This window comes from Geodermatophilus sp. SYSU D01036, assembly GCF_054050435.1.
In genome coordinates this window covers 1-20,924 of the sequence record NZ_JBJGZJ010000043.1, presented here as the reverse complement: position 1 = coordinate 20,924, position 20,924 = coordinate 1, and the positions used below count along the sequence as shown (strand labels likewise).

20 protein-coding genes are annotated in these 20,924 nt (G+C 75.3%); 15 read left to right on the top strand and 5 right to left on the bottom strand.

What is annotated here, in order from left to right:
* The first annotated feature begins 176 nt into the window (after positions 1–176).
* Genes ACI8AR_RS23190 through ACI8AR_RS23165 form a run of 6 tightly spaced genes read left to right on the top strand, consistent with a single transcriptional unit; the run spans position 177 to position 4,328 of the window.
* Positions 177–941 (top strand): hypothetical protein, encoded by a 765-nt coding sequence (locus ACI8AR_RS23190; RefSeq protein ID WP_457053089.1) that lies wholly within the window; start codon positions 177–179, stop codon positions 939–941.
* Positions 942–991: 50 nt separating this feature from the next.
* Positions 992–1,447, top strand: coding sequence for a dUTP diphosphatase (gene dut / locus ACI8AR_RS23185; RefSeq protein ID WP_457053088.1), 456 nt, complete (start codon positions 992–994; stop codon positions 1,445–1,447).
* Position 1,448: 1 nt separating this feature from the next.
* Complete coding sequence (locus ACI8AR_RS23180) at positions 1,449–2,168, top strand: DUF3710 domain-containing protein (protein ID WP_457053087.1); 720 nt, start codon at positions 1,449–1,451, stop codon at positions 2,166–2,168.
* A complete protein-coding gene (locus tag ACI8AR_RS23175; protein ID WP_457053086.1) occupies positions 2,165–3,037 on the top strand; it encodes an alpha/beta fold hydrolase in 873 nt (290 codons plus the stop codon). The genes ACI8AR_RS23180 and ACI8AR_RS23175 overlap by 4 nt, the downstream gene beginning before the upstream one ends.
* Positions 3,034–3,411, top strand: coding sequence for an OB-fold nucleic acid binding domain-containing protein (locus tag ACI8AR_RS23170; protein ID WP_456928660.1), 378 nt, complete (start codon positions 3,034–3,036; stop codon positions 3,409–3,411). Before ACI8AR_RS23175 ends, ACI8AR_RS23170 begins: the two co-directional genes overlap by 4 nt.
* A complete protein-coding gene (locus ACI8AR_RS23165) occupies positions 3,408–4,328 on the top strand; it encodes a DUF3159 domain-containing protein (RefSeq protein ID WP_457053085.1) in 921 nt (306 codons plus the stop codon). Before ACI8AR_RS23170 ends, ACI8AR_RS23165 begins: the two co-directional genes overlap by 4 nt.
* Here the strand turns inward: ACI8AR_RS23165 and ACI8AR_RS23160 are convergent.
* Positions 4,325–4,990 carry a potassium channel family protein gene (locus ACI8AR_RS23160; RefSeq protein ID WP_387990860.1) on the bottom strand — a complete coding sequence of 222 codons (666 nt, stop codon included), beginning with the start codon at positions 4,988–4,990 and terminating at the stop codon, positions 4,325–4,327. The two genes, ACI8AR_RS23165 and ACI8AR_RS23160, sit on opposite strands and share 4 nt — an antisense overlap.
* Positions 4,990–5,670 carry a potassium channel family protein gene (locus ACI8AR_RS23155; RefSeq protein ID WP_457053084.1) on the bottom strand — a complete coding sequence of 227 codons (681 nt, stop codon included), beginning with the start codon at positions 5,668–5,670 and terminating at the stop codon, positions 4,990–4,992. Before ACI8AR_RS23155 ends, ACI8AR_RS23160 begins: the two co-directional genes overlap by 1 nt.
* 154 nt (positions 5,671–5,824) lie before the next feature.
* Between ACI8AR_RS23155 and ACI8AR_RS23150 the strand changes: the two genes are divergently transcribed.
* The 4 genes from ACI8AR_RS23150 to ACI8AR_RS23135 all read left to right on the top strand — a co-directional run bounded on the left by ACI8AR_RS23150 (position 5,825) and on the right by ACI8AR_RS23135 (position 9,963).
* Entirely contained in the window at positions 5,825–7,870 is a 2,046-nt protein-coding gene (locus ACI8AR_RS23150; protein ID WP_457053083.1) for an APC family permease, read from the top strand.
* Positions 7,863–9,179: a class I SAM-dependent RNA methyltransferase gene (locus ACI8AR_RS23145; RefSeq protein ID WP_457053082.1), complete on the top strand. Its 1,317-nt coding sequence runs from the start codon at positions 7,863–7,865 to the stop codon at positions 9,177–9,179. Before ACI8AR_RS23150 ends, ACI8AR_RS23145 begins: the two co-directional genes overlap by 8 nt.
* A gap of 47 nt (positions 9,180–9,226) precedes the next feature.
* Complete coding sequence (locus ACI8AR_RS23140; protein ID WP_387990871.1) at positions 9,227–9,454, top strand: DUF4177 domain-containing protein; 228 nt, start codon at positions 9,227–9,229, stop codon at positions 9,452–9,454.
* A 140-nt stretch (positions 9,455–9,594) separates the two neighbouring features.
* Positions 9,595–9,963: a hypothetical protein gene (locus ACI8AR_RS23135; RefSeq protein ID WP_457053081.1), complete on the top strand. Its 369-nt coding sequence runs from the start codon at positions 9,595–9,597 to the stop codon at positions 9,961–9,963.
* A gap of 46 nt (positions 9,964–10,009) precedes the next feature.
* On the opposite strand, the gene ACI8AR_RS23130 is transcribed toward ACI8AR_RS23135, so the two are convergent.
* Positions 10,010–11,194: an ROK family protein gene (locus ACI8AR_RS23130; RefSeq protein WP_456937033.1), complete on the bottom strand. Its 1,185-nt coding sequence runs from the start codon at positions 11,192–11,194 to the stop codon at positions 10,010–10,012.
* A 215-nt stretch (positions 11,195–11,409) separates the two neighbouring features.
* On the opposite strand from ACI8AR_RS23130, the gene dxs reads away from it, so the two are divergent.
* The gene (gene dxs / locus ACI8AR_RS23125; RefSeq protein WP_457053080.1) at positions 11,410–13,329 is read left to right on the top strand and encodes a 1-deoxy-D-xylulose-5-phosphate synthase; all 1,920 of its coding nucleotides are present in this window, start codon (positions 11,410–11,412) and stop codon (positions 13,327–13,329) included.
* 82 nt (positions 13,330–13,411) lie between these two features.
* On the top strand, positions 13,412–13,696 hold the full coding sequence (locus ACI8AR_RS23120; protein ID WP_457053079.1) for a thiamine-binding protein: 285 nt from the start codon (positions 13,412–13,414) through the stop codon (positions 13,694–13,696).
* 207 nt (positions 13,697–13,903) lie between these two features.
* On the opposite strand, the gene ACI8AR_RS23115 is transcribed toward ACI8AR_RS23120, so the two are convergent.
* Both ACI8AR_RS23115 and ACI8AR_RS23110 read right to left on the bottom strand, forming a co-directional pair.
* Positions 13,904–15,988 carry a 3-hydroxyacyl-CoA dehydrogenase NAD-binding domain-containing protein gene (locus tag ACI8AR_RS23115; protein ID WP_457053078.1) on the bottom strand — a complete coding sequence of 695 codons (2,085 nt, stop codon included), beginning with the start codon at positions 15,986–15,988 and terminating at the stop codon, positions 13,904–13,906.
* Between the two features lie 73 nt (positions 15,989–16,061).
* Positions 16,062–17,267 carry a thiolase family protein gene (locus tag ACI8AR_RS23110; RefSeq protein ID WP_457053077.1) on the bottom strand — a complete coding sequence of 402 codons (1,206 nt, stop codon included), beginning with the start codon at positions 17,265–17,267 and terminating at the stop codon, positions 16,062–16,064.
* A gap of 242 nt (positions 17,268–17,509) precedes the next feature.
* Here ACI8AR_RS23110 and ACI8AR_RS23105 point away from each other — a divergent pair, with 242 nt between their 5' ends.
* From ACI8AR_RS23105 to ACI8AR_RS23095, 3 genes are all read left to right on the top strand, one after another.
* Positions 17,510–18,616: a sugar ABC transporter substrate-binding protein gene (locus tag ACI8AR_RS23105; protein WP_457053076.1), complete on the top strand. Its 1,107-nt coding sequence runs from the start codon at positions 17,510–17,512 to the stop codon at positions 18,614–18,616.
* A gap of 84 nt (positions 18,617–18,700) precedes the next feature.
* Entirely contained in the window at positions 18,701–19,507 is an 807-nt protein-coding gene (locus ACI8AR_RS23100) for an ATP-binding cassette domain-containing protein (RefSeq protein WP_457053075.1), read from the top strand.
* Positions 19,508–19,510: 3 nt separating this feature from the next.
* On the top strand, positions 19,511–20,797 hold the full coding sequence (locus tag ACI8AR_RS23095; RefSeq protein WP_457053074.1) for a sugar ABC transporter permease: 1,287 nt from the start codon (positions 19,511–19,513) through the stop codon (positions 20,795–20,797).
* The last annotated feature ends 127 nt before the right edge of the window (positions 20,798–20,924 follow it).

Sequence of the window (20,924 nt, the reverse complement as noted above, 5' to 3'; positions counted from 1 at the left end):
CCCCCCCCCCCCCCCCCCCCCCCCCCCCCCCCCCCCCCCCCCCCCCCCCCCCCCCCCCCCCCCCCCCCCCCCCCCCCCCCCCCCCCCCCCCCCCCCCGGACCGGTCGGGGGACGGTCCGGCCTGGCTGTCCGAGGACACCGGCCTGGGGCGGGCGGCCCGCACTGTCGCCGACGCCGTGACCCGGCTGCTCGGCGGGGGCGCCGACGAGGCGCCCGCCCCCGGGCAGCCGGACACCCGGCGGTCGGCCGCCGGCGTCCTCCGCGACGTCATCACCGCCCTGGGCGCCGCCGCGGCCGGCGCCGCCCGCCGCCCGGGGTCACCCGGCGAGGGCGGGCCCGACGACGACGAGGCGGGCCGGGGCCCGATCGGCGTGCTCGGCGAGTTGCTCGCCGCCGCCGCACCCCGGCTGCCCGTCCGCGACGCCGCCCGGCTGCGCGCCGCCTACCCCGGGAGGTCGGACGAGGAGATCGCCGACGCCCTCGTCACCCGCTCGGCGCGGCTCACCGCCGCGGTCGGCGCGGCCACCGGCGGGCTCTCCGCGGCCCACTGGTTCGTGCCCGGGTCGCTGGTGGCCCTGCCCCTGGAGCTCGGCGCCGAGACCCTGCTCACCGCCGGCGTCGAGGTCGTCCTCCTCGGCGAGCTGCACGAGCTCGCGGGCCGGCCGGCCGGCGGCACCGCCGCCGAGCGCGCCGCCGCCTACCTCTCCAGCTGGACCCAGCAGCGCGCCGTCGAGACCGGCGCGCGGGAGGGGCTGGGCGTCGTCCTCGGCACCGCCGGGTTCCGCGCCCTGCGCCGCCGGCTGTCCCGCCGGATGGCCCGCGGCCTCGGCTCGGCCGCGCCGCTGTTCGTCGGCGCGGCGCTCGGCGGCCGAGGCAACCTCAAGGCCACCGAGACCCTCGCCCGCCGGGTCCGCGCCGACCTGCGCCGCGGTCCGGCCTGAGGTCCCGGCCGGTCCGCCGACCCCGCCCCGGCGCGGTTAGGGTCGCCGTCGTGGCCGACCCCCTCGAGGTCCCCGTCCGGCTGACCGCGGCGGGGGCGACACCCCCGCGCTACGCGCTGCCCGGCGACGCGGGCGCCGACCTCACCGTCACCGAGGACGTGCACCTGGCACCGTTCGAGCGCGCGCTCGTGGGCACCGGCGTGGCCGTGGCCATCCCCGAGGGCTACGCCGGGTTCGTGCACCCGCGCTCGGGCCTCGCCGCCCGGCACGGCCTCAGCCTGGTCAACGCCCCCGGCACCATCGACGCCGGCTACCGCGGCGAGATCAAGGTGAACCTCGTGAACCTCGACCCGGCCACCCCGCTGACGCTGCGCGCGGGCGACCGGGTCGCCCAGCTGGTCGTGCAGCCGGTCGTCACCGCGCGCTTCGTGCCGGTCGAGGCGCTGCCGGAGAGCGTCCGCGGCGAGGGCGGGCACGGGTCCACCGGCGCGGGACAGGAGGCCTGAGATGCCCTTCGGACGACGGCGCAACCGGATCGACCGCAGCCTGCGCGAGCGCGGCGTCCCGCCCGAGCCCCAGCACCGCGAGCGCGACGTCGAGGAGACCACCGGCCCCTACGACGAGGCCGACGCCCCCGACGACGGCGCGCCCCGCGTCGACCTGGGCGCGCTGCGGCTGCCCGCCGTCCCCGGGACCGAGCTGCGGGTGGACCTCAACCAGCAGCAGAAGGTGATCGGCGCGACCCTGCGCTACGGCGACTCGCTGCTGCAGCTGTCCGCCTTCGCCGCGCCCCGCGCCGCCGGCATCTGGGACGACGTCCGCGCCGAGCTCGCCCGCAGCGCCTCCGGCCAGGGCGGGCGGCTGCAGGAGACCGAGGGCCCGTTCGGCCCCGAGCTGGCCGGCACCGTGGTGGTGACCCCGCCCGCCCAGCCCGGCGGCCCCCCGCCGAAGCCGGTGCGCCGCGCCGCGCGCTTCCTCGGCGTCGACGGTCCGCGCTGGTTCCTCCGCGGGATGATCAGCGGCCCGGCCGCCGAGTCGCCCGAGGCGGCGGCGGTGCTCGAGGACGTCTTCCGCAAGGTCGTCGTCGTCCGGGGCACCTCGCCCATGCCGGTGCGCGAGCAGCTGCCGCTCACCCTCCCGCCGCAGGCCGCCGCGCAGCTGGCCCGCCAGCAGCAGGCCGGGCAGCAGCCGGGCCGCCCGCCGGCCCCGCCGCGGCCGACCGCGTGACCCCCGCCGTCGTCGCCTACGGCCCGCACCCCGACCAGTTCCTCGAGCTGACCCTGCCGGAGCGGCAGCACCCGGCGCCGGTGGTCGTCGCGCAGGACCCGGCGCCCGTCGTCGCGCAGGACCCGGCGCCGGTGGTCGTCGCGCAGGACCCGGCGCCGGTGGTCGTCGTGCTGCACGGCGGGTTCTGGCGGGCCGCGTACGGCATCGAGCTGGCCCGCCCGCTGGCCGCCGACCTCGCCGCGGCCGGGTACGCCGCCGTCGCCGTGGAGTACCGGCGGGTCGGCAGCGGCGGCGGGTGGCCGGCCACCCTGGAGGACGTCGCCGCGGCGCTCGACGCGCTCCCGGACCTCGCGGACGCCGGCCGGCTGGACCTCGGCTCGCTCACCGTCGTCGGGCACTCCGCCGGCGGGCACCTGGCCGCGTGGGCCGCCGGGCGGGGGCGGCTGCCGGCCGGCGCGCCCGGCGCCGCGCCGCGGGTGCGGGTGACCGCGGCGGTCCTGCAGGCCGGCCTCGTGGACCTGGGCCGGGTGGCGGAGCAGCGCCTGGGCCGCAGCGCCGTCCAGGAGTTCCTCGGCGGGGAGCCGGGGGAGGTGCCCGGCCGCTACGCGGTCGCCGACCCGGTCGGGCTGCTGCCCACCGGCGCCGACGTGCTGTGCGTGCACGGCACCGACGACGACGTCGTGCCGCCCGAGCAGTCGAAGCGGTACGCGGCGGCGGCCGCGGACGCGGGTGACCGGGTGACGGTGCGCACCGTCCCGGGCGGTCACCGGGTGCCCATCGACCCGGCGGGGGAGGCCTGGGCGGTGGTCCGCGCGTGGCTGGGGGAACGCGCCGCCGGCCGGGTGGGCAGCACTACCCTGGAACCGTGACACAGACCCGTCCCGGCGGCTGGCTCGCACGCACCCTGCAGCGGCTGACCGCCGACGACTCCACCATCGACGCGCAGGAGCTGCGCGAGGAGTCCGACCGCGCCGGCTGCGAGCCGGTGAGCGCCTGCCGCAAGGGGGCGGTGGTGACCGTGACCGGCCGGCTGAAGTCGGTCGTCTACACCCCGCGCGAGACGGTCCCCACCCTGGAGGCGGAGCTGTTCGACGGCTCCGGCTCGGTCACCCTGGTCTGGCTGGGCCGCAGGCGCATCCCCGGCATCGAGCCCGGCCGGACGCTGACCGCCCGCGGCCGGTTCGCCAACTTCGACGGCCGCAAGGTCATCTACAACCCCTGGTACGAGCTGAGCGCGGGGTGATCCCGGCGGCCGACGACGACGGCCGGCGCGATACCGGGGGAGCAGCACCGCACCAGGAGCCCACGCACGCGGACGGCACCACGACCGAGGACACGGGCCGAGGGGTCACCTTCGACCGGCACATGGTGCTGGAGCAGCTCGGCGGCTGGCGCGGCATGGTCGACGCGACCCTGCCCACGCTGGCCTTCATCGTCGCCAACGCGATCGGCGACCTGCGCACCGGGATCTGGGCCGCGATCGGCGCCGCCGTCCTGATCCTGCTCGTCCGGCTGGTCCGCCGGGAGAGCGTGCAGCAGGCGTTCAGCGGCCTGTTCGGCGTCGCGGTGGCGGTCGCCATCGCCGCGGCCTCGGGTCAGGCGCGCAACTACTTCGTGCCGGGCATCATCCGCAACGCCGTCATCGGCGTCGTGCTGCTGGGCTCGGTGCCGCTGCGCTGGCCGCTGGTCGGCGTGGTCGCCGAGTGGCTCGCGCCGAGCCACCTGGGGTCGATGGCCGCGCACTCGATGCCCGGCCTGCGCCGCCGCGTCGACAGCGCCCGCGCCCGGCTGCACCACCAGCCGCCTCCGCCCCCGCCGGAGCCGGCGCCCGCGCAGTCGGGGCGCCCGGTCGACCCGGAGCCCGAGCGGCACTGGCGCGACGACCCGCGGATGGTGCGCGCCTACGGCTGGCTGACCGTCGTCTGGGCGCTGACGTTCCTGCTGCGCGTCGCCGTGCAGACGCCGCTCTACCTCGCCGACGAGGAGGACCTGCTCGGCGTCGCCTCGCTCGTCCTCGGCCTGCCGGTGACCGCCGCCGCCCTCGCGCTCACCCTCTGGGTCGTCGCCCGCCTGCACCGCCACCGCGTGGAGACGGTGGAAGCACCTCGTCCTCCCCACCCATCGCAGGCTCAGGGCGGGCCCCGGGACGAGGCCGGTTAGAGGGCGGTCGGCGAGAGGACCTGCTGGAGCTGCTCCTCGACGTCGGCGTGCGTGACGAACAGCAGCTCGTCGCCGACCTCGAGCGGCTCGTCCGGGGTGGGGGTGATGACCCGGTCGCCGCGGAGCATCGCCGTCAGCACCGTCTCCCGCGGCAGCGGCACCTCGCGCAGCGGCCGGCCGGCCCACGGGGTGTTCTCGGCGAGGGTGATCTCGACCAGGTTGGCCGCGCCCTTGCGGAAGCTCATCAGCCGGACGACGTCGCCGACGGTCACCGCCTCCTCGACCAGCGCGGCGAGCACCCGCGGGGTGGAGACGGCGACGTCGACGCCCCACGCCTCGGTGTAGAGCCACTCGTTGCGCGGGTCCTTGACCCGGGCGACGACGCGGTTGACCGCGAACTCGGTCTTGGCCAGCAGCGAGACGACGAGGTTGGCCTTGTCGTCGCCGGTGGCCGCGACGACGACGTCGCAGGTGGCCAGCTGGGCCTCCTCGAGGGAGGAGACCTCGCAGGCGTCGGCCTGGACCCACTCCGCGCCCGGTACCGCGCGGGTGCGGACCTTGCGGCCGTCCTTCTCGATGAGCATCACGGTGTGCCCGTTGTTGAGCAGCTCCCCGGCGATGGAGCGGCCGACCGCCCCGGCGCCCACGATGGCCACGCGCATCAGGCCCTGCCCCCCTCGGGGTGCTCGACCGTCTGGTGCACGCGGTCGGAGATCTCGTCGGTGGCCGCGACGACGAGCTGGTCGCCGTCCTGCAGCACGGTGGAGGGGGTGGGCAGCTGCGCATCCCCGAAGCGGACCAGCCAGGCGGCCCGGGCGCCGGAGGCGGCCTCGAGCTCGGAGAGCTTGCGGCCCACCCAGCCGTCGGTGACGGTCACCCGCATCAGCAGCACGCGGCCGGTGGGCTCCCGCCAGATCTCGCTGACCTTCACCGACAGCAGCTCGCGCAGCAGCCGGTTCACCGTCCACGGCACGGTCGCGACGCTGGGGATGCCCATCCGCTCGAACACCTCGGCGCGCTTGGAGTCGTAGATCCGGGCGACGACGTGCTGGACGCCGAAGGTCTCCCGCGCCACGCGCGCGCTGATGATGTTCGAGTTGTCGCCGCTGCTGACCGCCGCGAACGCGCCGGCGGAGTCGATGCCGGCGTCGAGCAGCACCTGCCGGTCGAAGCCCAGGCCGGTCACCTGCCGGCCGGTGAACTCGGGCCCCAGCCGGCGGAAGGCCTCCGGGTCCTGGTCGATCACCGCGACGCTGTGGCCGATCTGCTCCAGCCGTCGCGCGATGGCCGAGCCGACACGGCCGCAGCCCATGACGACCACGTGCACGTGTCGCTCCCGCATGCCTCGCACGGGCGCCGTCCGCCCGCGGTCCAGGGCGCGAAGCTACACCCGTCCGCGGGCGGTCCGGGGGTGCGCCCGGATCACGTGCCCCCTCCGGGCGGGGCGCCCGGCGCGGGGCGGCACCGGGTGCCCCCGCGTCCGTACCATCGCCGCCGTGCCCAAGCTGTCCGACCTCGGACAACTCCCCAAACGGCTCGTCGTGGGCCGGCCGGTCCGCAGCGACCGCGCAGGGGAGTCCCTGCTCCCGAAGTCCCTGGCGCTGCCGATCTTCGCCAGCGACCCGCTCTCCTCCGTGGCCTACGCCACCCAGGAGATCCTCATCGTCCTGACGCTGGCCGGCACCGCGTTCCTGTTCCTCGCGCCGTGGCTGGCCGTCGTCGTCGTGCTGCTGCTGGCGACCGTCGTGCTGTCCTACCGCCAGGTGGTGCACGCCTACCCCTCGGGCGGCGGCGACTACGAGGTCGCGATGAAGAACCACGGCCAGTTCGCCGGGCTCACCGTCGCCAGCGCGCTGCTGGTCGACTACGTGCTCACCGTGGCCGTGTCCGTGTCGGCGGGCACCGACAACATCATCTCGGCGTTCCCCGCGCTCAACGAGCACCGCGTGCTCATCGCCGTCGGGCTCGTCGCGCTGCTGGCGGCGACCAACCTCCGCGGGGTGCGGGAGTCGGGCAAGACGTTCGCCGTCCCGACGTACCTGTTCGTCGTCGGGATCATGGTCATGATCGTCACCGGGCTGATCCGCGACCTCTTCACCGACTCCCCGGTCATCGCCGAGAGCGCCGGCTGGTCGGTCGTGCCCGAGGCGGGCTACGACGACCTGGGCGGCGTCGCGCTGGTGTTCTTCGCGCTGCGCGCCTTCGCCTCCGGGTGCACCGCGCTGACCGGGGTCGAGGCCATCGCCAACGGCGTCCCCGCGTTCCGCCCGCCGAAGTCCAAGAACGCCGCGACGACGCTCGCGCTCATGGGCGGGATCGCCGCGACGATGTTCGCCGGCGTCACCGCGCTCGCCCTGTTCGGCGACGTCCGCTATGCGGAGAACACCTGCGACCTCGTCGGCTTCCCGGGCGACTGCGAGACCGATCCCCAGCGCACGGTCATCGCCCAGCTCGCCGCGGCCACCTTCGGCGGCGACCAGTCGGTCGGCTTCTTCTACATCCAGGCGGCCACCGCGCTGGTCCTCATCCTCGCCGCGAACACGGCCTTCAACGGGTTCCCGCTGCTGGGCTCGGTGCTCGCGCAGGACCGGTTCCTGCCCCGTCAGCTGCACACCCGCGGCGACAAGCTGGTCTACAGCAACGGCATCCTGCTGCTGGCCGGCTTCGCGGCGCTGCTCATCCTGGCGTTCGACGCCGACCCGAACCGGCTGATCCAGATGTACATCGTCGGGGTCTTCACCAGCTTCACGATCGGCCAGTGGGGCATGGTCCGGCACTGGAACCGGGAGATCCGGCTGTCGAGCGACGCGGCCGAGAAGCGGCGGATGCGCCGCTCGCAGGTGATCAACACCATCGGCGGCAGCCTGACCACCGTCGTGCTGCTGATCATCGTGATCACGAAGTTCACCCGCGGTGCCTACCTGGTCATCCTCGTGATGCCGGTGCTGTTCGTGCTCATGAAGGCGATCAACCGGCACTACTCGCACGTGGCCGAGCAGCTGGTGCCCGACACCGACGCCCGCCTGCTGCCCAGCAAGGTGCACGCGATCGTGCTGGTGTCCAAGGTGCACAAGCCGACGCTGCGGGCGCTGGCCTTCGCCCGCGCCACCCGGCCCGACGTGCTGACCGCGCTGACGGTCAACGTGGACCCGGGCGACACCCGCTCGCTGCAGGCGGACTGGGAGCGCTACGACGTCCCGGTCCCGCTGACGGTGCTGGAGTCGCCGTACCGGGAGATCACCCGGCCGGTCGTCGACTACGTGAAGGGCATCCGGCGGGACAGCCCGCGGGAGCTGGTCATCGTGTTCGTGCCGCAGTACGTCGTCGGCCACTGGTGGGAGAACGTGCTGCACAACCAGAGCGCGCTGCGGCTGCGCGCCCGGCTGCAGTTCCAGCCCGGCGTCATGATCACCACGGTGCCGTGGCAGCTGGAGAGCTCCATCGGCCGCGGGGACGAGGACGACCGGCGTGCCGGCCCCATGCCCGGCGACCTGCGCCGCGGCCTCACCGACGACCAGGTCGAGGCCACCCCCTATGGCTGACCGGCGGCGCCGTCCGGCGGCCCGCGCGGCCCGCGCGGCCCGGCCCGACCGGGGGGCGGGGTGGACCGGCCGGGAGTTCGAGGTGACCGTCGGCCCGGTGGCGCACGGCGGGCACTGCGTGGCCCGGCACGAGGGTCGGGTGGTGTTCGTCCGCCACGCGCTGCCCGGCGAGCGGGTGGTCGTCCGGGTCACCGAGGACCGCCAGCCCGGCTACTGCCGCGCCGACGCCGTCGAGGTGCTCGAGGCGGCAGCCGACCGGGTGGAGCGGCCCTGCCCGCACAGCGGCCCGGGGCGCTGCGGCGGCTGCGACTGGCAGCACGTCTCCTGGGAGGGGCAGCTTCGGCTCAAGGCCGACGTCGTCCGCGAGCAGCTCACCCGGCTCGGCGGGGTGGACGCCGCCGACCCGGTGCTGGCCGGCCTCGCCGTCGAGGCGCTGCCCGGCGGGCCGCTGCGCTGGCGGTCGCGGGCGCGGTTCGCCGTCGGCCGGGACGGGGTGCCGGGGCTGCGCCGGCACCGCTCGCACGACGTGCACGTGCTCGACGACTGCCCGATCACCGTCGAGCCCGCGGCGCGGGCGGTGCTGTCGCGGCGCTGGCCCGGCGCCGGTGCGGTGGACGTCGCCGTCGACTCCGCGGGCACGGTGACCACCACGCGGCTGGACCGCCGCGGCGTGCCGACGTCGACCCGCGTGCTGCGGCCGGGCGACGACGTCCCCGCCGAGCCGGCCGGGCGCGCCGGGCGCCACGCCGCCGGGCGGGACTGGGAGGTCGAGGGCACCGGTTTCTGGCAGGTGCACGAGTCGGCCGCCGACGCGCTCGTCGGCGCGGTCTCCGCGCTGGCCGGCGTGCGGCCGGGGGAGACCGTGCTCGACCTGTACGCCGGCGCCGGCCTGTTCGGCGGCGCGCTGGCGCCCGGGGTGGGGGAGCCCGGCCGGGTGGTGTGCGTGGAGGCCGACGCCGACGCGTGCGCCGCCGCGGAGGTCAACCTGGGCCACCTGCCGCAGGCCGAGGTGTGGCAGGGCGAGGTGGACGCCGAGGGGCTCACCGGGCTGCTGGAGGAGCTCGGCGGCGCGCCCGACGTCGTGGTGCTCGACCCGCCGCGCGCCGGGGCGGGCGCCGCGGTGAGCCGGGTGCTGGCCGGCACCGGGGCGCGCGCCGTCGTCTACGTCGCCTGCGACCCGGCGTCGCTCGGCCGCGACGTCGCCGCCTTCGCCGGCGCCGGGTACCGCCTGGCCGCCCTGCGCGCCTTCGACGCGTTCCCGATGACCGCGCACGTGGAGTGCGTCGCCCTGCTGGTGCCCGCCGCCTGACCGGCTGACCCGGCACCCGCTCCGGGGCCTTCGTTACGGTGCTCTCCGTGACCACCTGGGAGTACGCCTCGGTCATCACGGCCAACGACACCGAGTCGCAGCGCGCGGGGGTGAGCGTCAAGCTGCCCGGCGGCTCGCTGGAGCGGCAGCAGGGGGACACCAGCTCGGTGCTCAACCGGCTCGGTGGCGAGGGGTGGGAGCTGGTCAGCTACCACTCCAGCGGCGCGGGCACCTGGGGCTTCGAGCAGTTCTGGCTCAAGCGCCAGAGGGACTGACGAACGACCCCCTGCCCCCCGCCACTCGCGCGCTCGCGGCGGGACCCCGCAGGGGGCGGGGGTCCGTCGGTGATCACGACCGGGTGACGACGGCGTGCCCGAGGTCGAACACGTGTTCGACCTGCGGCAGGATGCCGGACGTGGGTGCGAGCGTGCCTCCGGGCTGGCCGGAGCAGGTGCGGCCTCCGGGCGCCCCCGACTGGGAGCACACCGCGGTGGCCTGGCTGTTCGACCTCGTCCCGCCCGACTACCGCGCCCACGAGGTGCTGCGCCGCTACCCGCTGCTGCTCGCCCGGTTCGCCGGCGACCACGTCGCGGCCGGCCTCGAGGCGGCGCGGGCGGGCTGGCGCACGGTCCGCGTCGAGCTGGCCGACCACCTGCCGCCGGACGCCATCGAGGCCGCCGTCGCCGCCTACGAGCGGGAGGGTGCGCGGCTGGCCGCGGCGGCGCGCGGCGTGGAGGTGGTCGCCGGGGCGCTGCGCGGCGAGGCCTGGGTCCCCCGCCTGTAGTAGTGGCACCCGGGGGCCCGGTCGTCGTCCGCGGGCCCCCGGGGCCCTAGCCGGTCAGCCGGTCGGCCTCCCGGAGCGCGACCGCCAGCGCGCCGAGCACCTCCGCGCGGGCCCCGAGCGAGCCGGGGACCACGGTCAGCTGCTCGGCCGCGGCGGGGATGGCGGACTGCTCGAGCGCACGCCGCAGCGGGTCGACGAGCAGGTCGCCGGCGGTGCCCAGCTCCCCGCCGACGACGATGCGGTCGGGGTTGAGCACGTTGACCAGGCCGCCGAGGACGAAGCCGACCGAGGCGCCGGCGTCGGCGATCAGCCGCCGGCAGGCCTGGTCGCCCTCCTGGGCGCCGGCCACCAGCGACCGCAGGTCGGTGTGGTGCGGGGCGGCGGTCCGGATGGCCCGCAGCAGGGCGGTGCCGCCGGCGGTGAGCTCCAGGCAGCCGCGGTTGCCGCAGCGGCACAGCGGGCCGGCCGGGTCCAGGCTCACGTGGCCCATCTCGCCGGCGGTGCCGGAGACGCCGCGCAGCAGGTCGCCGTCGATGACCAGCGCCCCGCCGACGCCGGTGGCCATCTTCAGGTAGAGGGTGGCGCGCGAGCCGCGGCCGGCGCCCCAGCGGACCTCGGCGACGGCGCCCAGGTTCGCGTCGTTCTCCACAATCACCGGGACGCCGAGCCGCTCCTGGAGTGCGGGCGCCGGCGTCCGGCCCGACCAGGTCGGCAGGATGTTGGACCGGGCCACGGTGCCGCGCGCGCTCGCCGCCCGGCCGACCACCGGCGTCGGCAGGCCCACCACCGCGCCGACGACGTCCTCGGTGCAGGCGCCGGCCCGCCGCAGCTCGGCCCGCACCTGCCCGGCCACGGTGTCGAGGACCGCGTCGGAGTCCAGGTCGGCGACCGGCAGCGTGGTCGTCTCCTCGCCGACGATCTCGTGCGAGAGGTCGGCCACCGCGACCCGGACGTGGGTGCGCCCGATGTCGACCCCGACGACGACGCCGGCCCGGCGGGTCAGGTGCACCAGCCGCGCGGGCCGGCCGCCGGTCTCGACCGCGCCCGCGTCGTCACCGGGTGCCACCAGCCCGCGGTCGACGAGGTCGGCCACGTAGCCGGACACCGTGGCACGGGACAGCCCGGTCCGCTCCACCAACTGCGCCCGCGTCGAGGGCCCGCTCATCCGCAGCGCCTCGACCAGCCGCCGTGAGGGGCCCGAGAGGTCGGGCAGCCACGGGCGGGGGTCCATGGCGGGCATCGTCCGAGCACGTCCGTGTTCTGTCAATCACCGACGGAAGGGAGGGGCATGGGCCGGGTGGGCGGGATGCAGAGCGTCGGGAGTGACGGAACCGTCCCGTCTCGACCCCGGCTCGGCAGGAGGTCCGCGCCGCGGCGCGACTACAGTGGGTCGGCGGCCGTCGGAGGGCCGTGCCCCGCCGCCGACAGAGAGGACACCTCCTCCCCGTGTCGCTCCTGCGCTCGCTCCGCGACCCCGCAGACCTCCGGGCCCTGCCCCCCGAGCAGCTGCCCGCGCTGGCCGCGGAGATCCGTGACGCACTGGTCACCAGCGTCGCCCGCACCGGCGGGCACCTCGGGCCGAACCTCGGCGCCGTCGAGCTCACCATCGCGCTGCACCGGGTCTTCGAGTCCCCGCACGAGCCGATCGTCTTCGACACCGGCCACCAGGCCTACGTGCACAAGATGCTCACCGGCCGGGTCGAGGGCTTCGACCGGCTGCGCCAGCGCGGCGGGCTGTCGGGCTACCCGAGCCGCACCGAGAGCGAGCACGACTGGGTCGAGAACAGCCACGCCTCCACCGCGCTGTCCTACGCCGACGGGCTGGCCAAGGCCTTCGCCGTCCGCGGGGACAAGCGCCCCGTCGTCGCCGTCGTCGGCGACGGCGCGCTGACCGGCGGCATGGCCTGGGAGGCGCTGAACAACATCGCCGCCGCCCAGGACCGGCCGGTGGTGATCGTCGTCAACGACAACGGCCGCTCCTACTCGCCGACCATCGGCGGCGTCGCCGACGCGCTGGCGACGCTGCGGCTGCGGCCCGGCTACGAGCAGGCGCTGCTGGCCATCCGTCAGGCGCTGCACAAGGCCCCGGTCGTCGGGTCGGCGCTCTACGACGCGCTGCACGGCCTGAAGAAGGGCGTCAAGGACGTCCTGGCGCCGCAGGGCATGTTCGAGGACCTCGGCCTCAAGTACGTCGGCCCGGTCGACGGCCACGACGTCGAGGTGCTGGAGTCCGCGCTGCGCCGGGCGCGGTCGTTCGGCCGCCCGGTGATCGTGCACGCGGTCACCACCAAGGGCTTCGGCTACCCGCCGGCCGAGACCGACCAGATCGACGCCTGGCACGCCACCGGCGTCTTCGACCCCGACAGCGGCACCAGCCCCGCCGTCGCCCGCGACTGGACGACGGCGTTCTCCGACGAGCTGGTGCGCATCGGCGCCGAGCGCGCCGACGTCGTCGCCGTCACCGCGGCGATGCTGCACCCGACCGGCCTGGCCGCCTTCGCCGAGCGCTACCCCGAGCGGACCTACGACGTCGGCATCGCCGAGCAGCACGCGCTCACCAGCGCGGCCGGCATGGCGATGGGCGGGCTGCACCCGGTCGTCGCGGTCTACTCGACCTTCCTCAACCGGGCCTTCGACCAGCTGCTCATGGACGTCGCGCTGCACGGGCAGCCGGTCACCGTCGTCCTCGACCGCGCCGGGGTCACCGGCACCGACGGCGCCTCGCACAACGGCATGTGGGACATGTCGATCTGCTCGGTCGTGCCGGGGCTGCACCTGGCCGCGCCGCGCGACGAGCCGACCCTGCGCGAGGCGCTGCGCGAGGCGGTCGCGATCACCGACGCGCCGAGCGTCGTCCGCTTCCCCAAGGGCCCGCCGCCGCTGGACATCCCGGCACTGGAGCGGCGCGGCCCGGTCGACGTGCTGCGGCGCGGGGAGCGCGAGGAGGTGCTGCTGGTCGCCGTCGGCGCGATGGTGCCGATGTGCCTGGCCGCCGCCGAGCGGGCCGCCGACCACGGCATCGAGGTGACCGTCGTCGACCCGCGCTGGGTGCTGCCGGTCTCCGACGCGCTCGTCGAGATGGCCGCCGCGCACCGGCTGGTCGTCACCGTGGAGGACGGCGGCCGGGCCGGCGGCGTCGGGACGACGCTGTCGCAGGCGCTGCAGGACCGCCAGCACGACGTCCCGGTGCGCGCGCTGGGCCTGCCGCAGGCGTTCCTCGAGCACGGCAGCCGCGGCCAGGTGCTGGCCGACTGCGGCCTGACCGAGCAGGACGTCGCCCGCCGGATCGCCGAGTGGACCGCGGTGCTCACCGAGCGGGCCGAGCAGCAGCCGGCCGCCGAGCCCGTGGACGGCGCCCAGCAGTAGAAGGACCCTCCTGCCCCCCACGCCTCGCACGCTCGGCGCGGGCCCCTGCAGGAGGGCCGACAAGCCGTGGAACGGAGTGCTCGTGCAGGTCATCGCGGAGATCCAGGTCGCGCCCACGCCGGCCGGGACGCCGGAGGACCCGCACGCCTTCGTCGAGGCCGCCGTCCGGGTGATCCGCGCTTCCGGGCTGCGGCACGAGGTCGGCGCCCTCGGCACGACGCTCGAGGGCGATGCCGACGCGGTGTGGGACACCCTGCGGGCGGCGCACGAGGCGATGCTGGCCGCGGGCGCCACCAGCGGCATCTCGCACGTGAAGATCGCCTCGGTCGACCGGACGATGGAGTCGCTCACCCGCAAGTTCCGCTGACACAGCACGATCAGGCGGCCTGATCGTGCTGCGTCCTGGCTCACCGCCGGGCATGAGTCAGGACGCGCCACGGTGAGCCAGGACGCGCCACGGCGAGCCAGGACGCGCCACGGCGAGCCAGGACGCGCCACGGCGAGCCAGGACGGCGCCGCGACGGCGGACGGCCCGGGCCCCTCGCGGGGACCCGGGCCGTCGTCGTCAGCGCCCTCAGGCGGAGAGGCTCGCCACGCCCCTCGGCAGGAACCGCGAGCCGGTGACCGCCTCGGAGACGCCGGTGCGGTCGAGGTAGGCGGAGATGCCGCCCAGCCAGAACGGCCAGCCGGCGCCCAGCACCATGCACAGGTCGATGTCCTGCACGGCCTGGACGACGCCCTCGTCGAGCATCAGCCGGATCTCCTGGGCCAGCGCCCGCAGCGCGCGGTCGCGGACCTCGTCCTCGGTCAGCGGCGAGTCGCCCTCGTCGATGCCGGCGAGGTCGGGGTCGACGACGCCGGGCTCGGAGTAGACGCCGGTCTTGCCCAGCTCGACCATCTTGCGCAGCCCCTCGCCGACGGTGAACCGGTCGGGGAAGGCCTCGTGCATCCGCTCGGCCACGTGCAGCGCGACCGGCGGGCCGACCAGCGTGAGCAGCTCGAACGGCGACATGGGCAGGCCCAGCGGGTCCAGCGCCCGGTCCGCGACGGCCACCGGCGTCCCCTGCTCGACGGCCGAGGTGACCTCGCCGAGGAACCGGGTGAGCAGCCGGTTGACGACGAACGCCGGGGCGTCGGCGACCAGCACGCAGGACTTCTTCAGCGCCTTGCCGACGGCGAAGGCGGTGGCCAGCGCGGCGTCGTCGGTCTGCTCCGCGCGCACGACCTCCAGCAGCGGCAGGACCGCCACCGGGTTGAAGAAGTGCAGGCCCACGACCCGCTCGGGGTGCTCGAGCTTGGAGGCCATCTCGGTCACCGACAGCGCCGAGGTGTTGGTGGCCAGCACGCACTCGGGGGAGACCACGGACTCCACCTCGGCGAACACCTGCTGCTTGACCGACATCTCCTCGAACACCGCCTCGATGACGAGGTCGGCGTCGGCGAAGACGGCCTTGTCCAGCGCCCCGGTGACCAGACCCTTGAGCCGGTTCAGCGTGTCCGCCGAGAGCCGGCCGCGGCCGGCGAGCTTGTCCAGTTCCCCGTGCACGTAGCCGACGCCCTTGTCCACCCGCGCCTGGTCGACGTCGGTGAGGACGACGGGCACCTCGAGCCGGCGGACGAACAGCAGCGCCAGCTGCGAGGCCATGAGCCCCGCGCCGACGACGCCGACCTTGGTGACCTTCCGCGCCAGCGACCTGTCCGGCGCGCCGGCCGGCCGCTTGGCCCGCTTGTTCACCAGGTCGAACGCGTAGAGCGAGGCGCGGAGCTCGTCGCTCATCAGCAGGTCGGTGAGCGCCTGGTCCTCGGCGGCGGTGCCGGCGGTGAACGCCTCGCCGTCGACGCCGTCGCGGGCCAGGTCGAGCAGCTCGACGGCGCGCAGCGCGCCGGGGGAGGCGTTGCGCGTGCGGGCGGCGACGATGCCGCGGGCCCGCTCGATCGCGGCGTCCCAGCCCGACCGGTCGGCCTCGGGGCGGGGAACCGTGACGTCCCCGGTGAGGACGGCGGCGGCCCACTCCAGCGACCGCTCGAGGAAGTCGGCGGGCTCGAACAGCGCGTCGGCGATCCCCAGCTTCGCGGCGCGCGGGCCGGAGGTGACCTTGTTCTGCGCCAGCGCGTTCTCGACGATCACGGTGACCGCCGGGTCGATCCCGATCAGGTCCGGCAGCAGCTGCGTGCCGCCCCAGCCGGGCACCAGGCCGAGGAAGACCTCGGGGAAGGCGACGACGGCGGTGCTGGCGATCGTCCGGTAGGTGCAGTGCAGCGCCAGCTCCAGGCCGCCGCCGAGCGCCGCGCCGTTGACGAACGCGAACGTCGGGACGCCGGCGTCCTTGAGCCGCCGGAACACCCGGTGGCCGGTCTCGGCGATCTCGCGGGCGGCCTCGGCGGAGGTCACCGCCGGGACGCCGGAGAGGTCCGCGCCGACGGCGAAGACGAACGGCTTGCCCGTGACGGCGATGGCCGCCGGCGCCGGGGTGTGCGCCGCGATCTCGTCGAGGGCGGCGTCCAGCGAGGCGAGCCCGCCGGGGCCGAAGGTGGACGGGCGGGTGTGGTCGTGCCCGTTGTCCAGCGTGATCAGCGCGATCTCGCCGGCCAGGCCGGGCACCCGCAGGTACCGCACCCTGGCGGCGGTGACGACCTCGTTCTCGAAGACGGCGGTCACTTGCACTCCTCGCTGGCGCTCGTCGGCTGCGTGACCGCAGGTGCTGTGCTCATGGGTCCACTCGCGAGCTCGCTCACTCGGCCGCACCCTCCCAGTTGGTGTTCTCCCAGATGACGGTGGCGCCCATGCCCAGGCCCACGCACATGGCGGTCAGGCCGTAGCGGACGTCGGGGCGCTCGGCGAACTGGCGCGACAGCTGGGTCATCAGGCGGACGCCGGAGGAGGCCAGCGGGTGGCCGACGGCGATGGCGCCGCCCCAGGGGTTGACCCGCTCGTCGTCGTCGGCGATGCCGAAGTGGTCGAGGAAGGCCAGCACCTGGACGGCGAAGGCCTCGTTCAGCTCGAACAGGCCGATGTCGTCGATGGTCAGGCCGGTGCGGGCGAGGGCGCGCTCGGTCGAGGGGACCGGGCCGACGCCCATCACCTCGGGCTCGACGCCCACGAAGCCGTAGCCGACCAGCCGCATGCCGGCGGTCAGGCCCAGCTCCTGCGCGACCTCCTCGGCGGCGAGGATGCAGCCGGTGGCGCCGTCGTTGAGCCCCGCGGCGTTGCCGGCGGTCACGTGCCCGTACGGGCGGAACGGCGTCTTGAGCGTGCCCAGGCCCTCGAGGGTGGTGTTCGGCCGCGGCGGCTCGTCGGCGGTGGCCAGGCCCCAGCCGTGCTCGGCCGAGCGGGTGGCGACGGGCACCAGCTCCGGGCCGATCTGCCCGTTGGCGACGGCCTTGGCGTACTTCTGCTGGCTGGCCAGGGCGAACGCGTCGGCGCGCTCCTTGGTCAGGTGCGGGAAGCGGTCGTGCAGGTTCTCCGCGGTGGAGCCCATGACCAGCGCCGAGCCGTCGACGAGCTTCTCGCTGAAGAACCGCGGGTTGGGGTCGGCCCCCTCGCCCATCGGGTGGCGGCCCATGTGCTCCACCCCGCCGGCGATGGCGACGTCGTAGGCGCCGAAGGCGATGCCGCTCGCGGTGGTGGTGACGGCGGTCATCGCGCCGGCGCACATGCGGTCGATCGCGTAGCCGGGCACCGACTTCGGCAGCCCGGCGAGCAGCGCGGCGGTGCGGCCGATGGTCAGGCCCTGGTCGCCGATCTGGGTGGTGGCGGCGATGGCCACCTCGTCGACCCGGTCGGCCGGAAGCGCCGGGTTGCGGCGCAGCAGCTCGCGGATCACGCGCACGACCAGGTCGTCGGCGCGCGTCTCCGCGTAGATGCCCTTCGGGCCGGCCTTGCCGAAGGGGGTGCGTACGCCGTCGACGAAGACGACCTCACGCAGCGAGCGGGACATGGGACCTCCGCAGCAGTGGGAGCCGGCCCGGGCACGGGGACGGCGCAGGTGAAGTTACCCGCCGGTAACAGCCGCTCCAAGCGCGACCCGACCCGCGCGGGGCACCGGGGCCCGCGGCACCTCACCCGGACGGAGGTCACGGTCCGGCAACGCCACCGACCCGGGCTTGCAACCCGTGTGACCAGGGGCGCATATTGGCCGCCGCACTTCTGCAGATTCCCGACGGAACGGTGGACCCATCCATGGCGCGACGGCGCACCACGATGACGGCCCTGGCGGCCGCCCTGGTCTTCAGCCTCGCTGCGTGTGGCAGCGACAGCGGCGACAGCGGCGGCGGCGACAGCGGCGGCGGCGGTGGCGGCGAGGCCGCCGGCAAGGTCGGCGTGATCCTCCCCGACACCGAGTCCTCGGTGCGGTGGGAGAACTTCGACCGCCCCTACCTCGAGGCGGCCTTCGAGGAGGCCGGTGTCGAGTACGACATCCAGAACGCCGAGGGCGACGCCCAGCGGCAGGCGACGATCGCCGAGCAGATGATCACCGAGGGCGCGACCGTCCTCGCGATCGTCAACCTCGACTCGGCCTCCGGTGCGCAGATCCAGGAGCAGGCCGCCCAGGAGGGCGTCCAGACGATCGACTACGACCGGCTCACCCTCGGTGGCTCGGCCGAGTACTACGTCTCCTTCGACAACACCGAGGTCGGCCGGCTGCAGGGCCAGGGCCTGCAGCAGTGCCTCGAGGCCAACGGCGTCACCCAGGGCAACATCGCGTTCCTCAACGGCTCGCCGGACGACAACAACGCGACGCTGTTCTCCTCGGGCGCGCACGAGGTCCTCGACCCGCTGACCCAGTACACCCAGGTCGCCGAGCAGGCCGTGCCGGACTGGGACAACCAGCAGGCCGCGACGATCTTCGAGCAGATGTACACCCAGGCCAACGGCAACATCCAGGGTGTGCTGGCCGCCAACGACGGCCTCGCCAACTCGGTCATCCAGATCCTCGGCCGCAACAACGCCGCCGGTGCGAACAACGTGACCGGCCAGGACGCCACCGTCGAGGGCCTGCAGAACATCCTCAACGGTGACCAGTGCATGACGGTCTACAAGTCGGTCCGTGACGAGGCGAACGCGCTGGCCGAGCTGGCCGTCTCGCTGATCAACGGCGAGGAGGGCGAGACCACCGGCACCGTCGAGGACACCGAGGGCGGCCGCGACGTCCCGTCGGTCCTGCTCACCCCGCAGGCGATCTTCCGCGACAACGTCAAGGACGTCGTGGACGACGAGTTCGTGACCGCCGAGGAGCTGTGCACCGGCGACTTCGCCGCCGCGTGCCAGGAGCTCGGCATCTCCTAGTGGTCACCAGCCGCCGGGGCGCCCATCATGGGACGCCCCGGCGGCTGCTGCCGTAGCCCCCCCAGCGCGACCGAGAGGCCCGGTGTGTCCGCTCCCACCGACCGTCCCCAGGACGGCACCCCCACCCTGGAACTCCGCGGCGTCAACAAGAGCTTCGGCGCCATCCAGGTCCTGCACGACGTGCACATGAAGGTCTACCCCGGCCAGGTCACCGCGCTCGTCGGCGACAACGGGGCGGGCAAGAGCACGCTCATCAAGTCCATCGCCGGCATCCACGCCATCGACTCCGGGGAGTTCCTCTTCGAGGGCCGGCCGGTCACGGTCGGCGGGCCGCGCGAGGCCGCCGCCCTCGGCATCGAGGTCGTCTACCAGGACCTCGCGCTGGCCGACAACCTCGACGTCGTCCAGAACATGTTCCTCGGCCGCGAGCGCAAGAGCGGCATCCTCCTCGACGAGACGTCCATGGAGGTGGCCGCCCGGGAGACCCTCAGCAAGCTCTCCGTCCGGACCCTGAAGTCCGTGCGCCAGCTGGTCTCCAGCCTCTCCGGCGGTCAGCGCCAGACGGTCGCCATCGCCAAGGCCGTGCTCTGGGAGTCCAAGCTCGTCATCCTCGACGAGCCGACCGCCGCCCTCGGCGTCGCGCAGACCCGGCAGGTGCTCGACCTGGTCCGGCGGCTGGCCGACACCGGCCACGCCGTGGTCTTCATCAGCCACAACATGGTCGACGTCTTCGAGGTGGCCGACCGCGTCGCCGCCCTGTACCTGGGCCGGATGGCGGCCGACGTGCCGATCTCGCAGGTCGACCGGCCCCAGGTGATCGAGCTCATCACGGCGGGCCGGTCGGGCAACCTGGGCATCGCACCCGCCGACGCCGCGGCCGTGGAGGTCTGACCCGTGTCCAGCACCATCTCCACGCCGACCAGCTCGCAGGAGCCGGGCGGTGCCCCGTCGGGCTTCGAGGCCGACCGCAGCGCGGACACCCTCGGCGCGACCGTCCGGGCCTACCTCGACCGGGTCCGCGGCGGTGACCTCGGCGCGCTGCCGGCCATCCTCGGCATCGTCGTCCTCGGGCTGCTGTTCTTCGCGCTGCGGCCCGAGACCTTCCTGACGCCGCGGAACATGGCGAACCTGGCCGACCAGGCCGCGCCGATCATCATCCTGGCGATGGGGCTGGTCTTCGTCCTGCTGCTGGGCGAGATCGACCTGTCCGCCGGCGTGGTCAGCGGCGTCTGTGCCGCGGTCATGGCCAAGCTGCTCGCCGACGCCGGCTCACCGTGGTGGGTGGCGGTCCTGGCGGCCATCGTCACCGGCGTGGTCATCGGCCTGTTCACCGGCAGCCTCGTCGGGATGGTCGGCATCCCGTCGTTCGTCGTGACCCTCGCGCTGTTCCTGGGCTGGCAGGGCTTCACCCTGCGGCTCATCGGCGAGGGCGGCACGGTGCCGGTGCGCGACCCGGTGATCTCGGCGATCAGCGACAAGAACGTGCCGGTCGCGCTCGGCTGGGTCCTCGCCCTGCTGACCATCGCCGCCTACGCCGCGCTGCAGCTCAACCGGTTCCGCGTGCAGAAGGCCAAGGGCCTCGCGCACGCCCCGCTCGCGGTGGTGCTCGTCCGGATCGGCGTGATCGCCGCGGTCGTCGTCCTGGTGACGGCGGTGCTGAGCGTCGACCGCGCCCCGGCTCCCGGTGTGGTGCTGGCCGGCATCCCGTACGCGATCCCGCTCGTGGTCATCCTGCTGCTGTTCCTGACCTTCGTGCTCGGCCGGACGGGCTTCGGCCGGCACGTCTACGCGGTCGGCGGCAACGCGGAGGCCTCCCGGCGCGCCGGCATCAACGTCACGCGGATCCGCGTGAGCGTCTTCGTGATCGGCTCGACGCTGGCCGCGATCAGCGGCATCGTCGCGGCGGCCCGCCTCGGCTCCGTGGCGCCGGGCTCCGGCGGCGGCAACACGCTGCTCTACGCCGTCGGCGCTGCGGTCATCGGTGGCACCAGCCTCTTCGGTGGCCGGGGGCGGGTGCGTGACGCCGTCCTCGGTGGCCTGGTCGTGGCGATCATCGCCAACGGCCTGGGCCTGCTGGGCACCGAGGCGTACCTGAACTTCATCATCACCGGTGGAGTCCTGCTGCTGGCCGCCAGCGTCGACGCGCTGGCCCGCCGGCGGGCCGCGGCCACGGGGCACTAGCCCGCGGAACGCAACGAGGGGCCCGGGGGGGGGGGGCCGGCCCCCGGGCCCCCCCCCGCGGGGGCGGCGTGGGGGGGGGGGGGGGGGGGGGGCGGGGGGGCGGGGGGGCGCGCGGCCGCCCCAAACA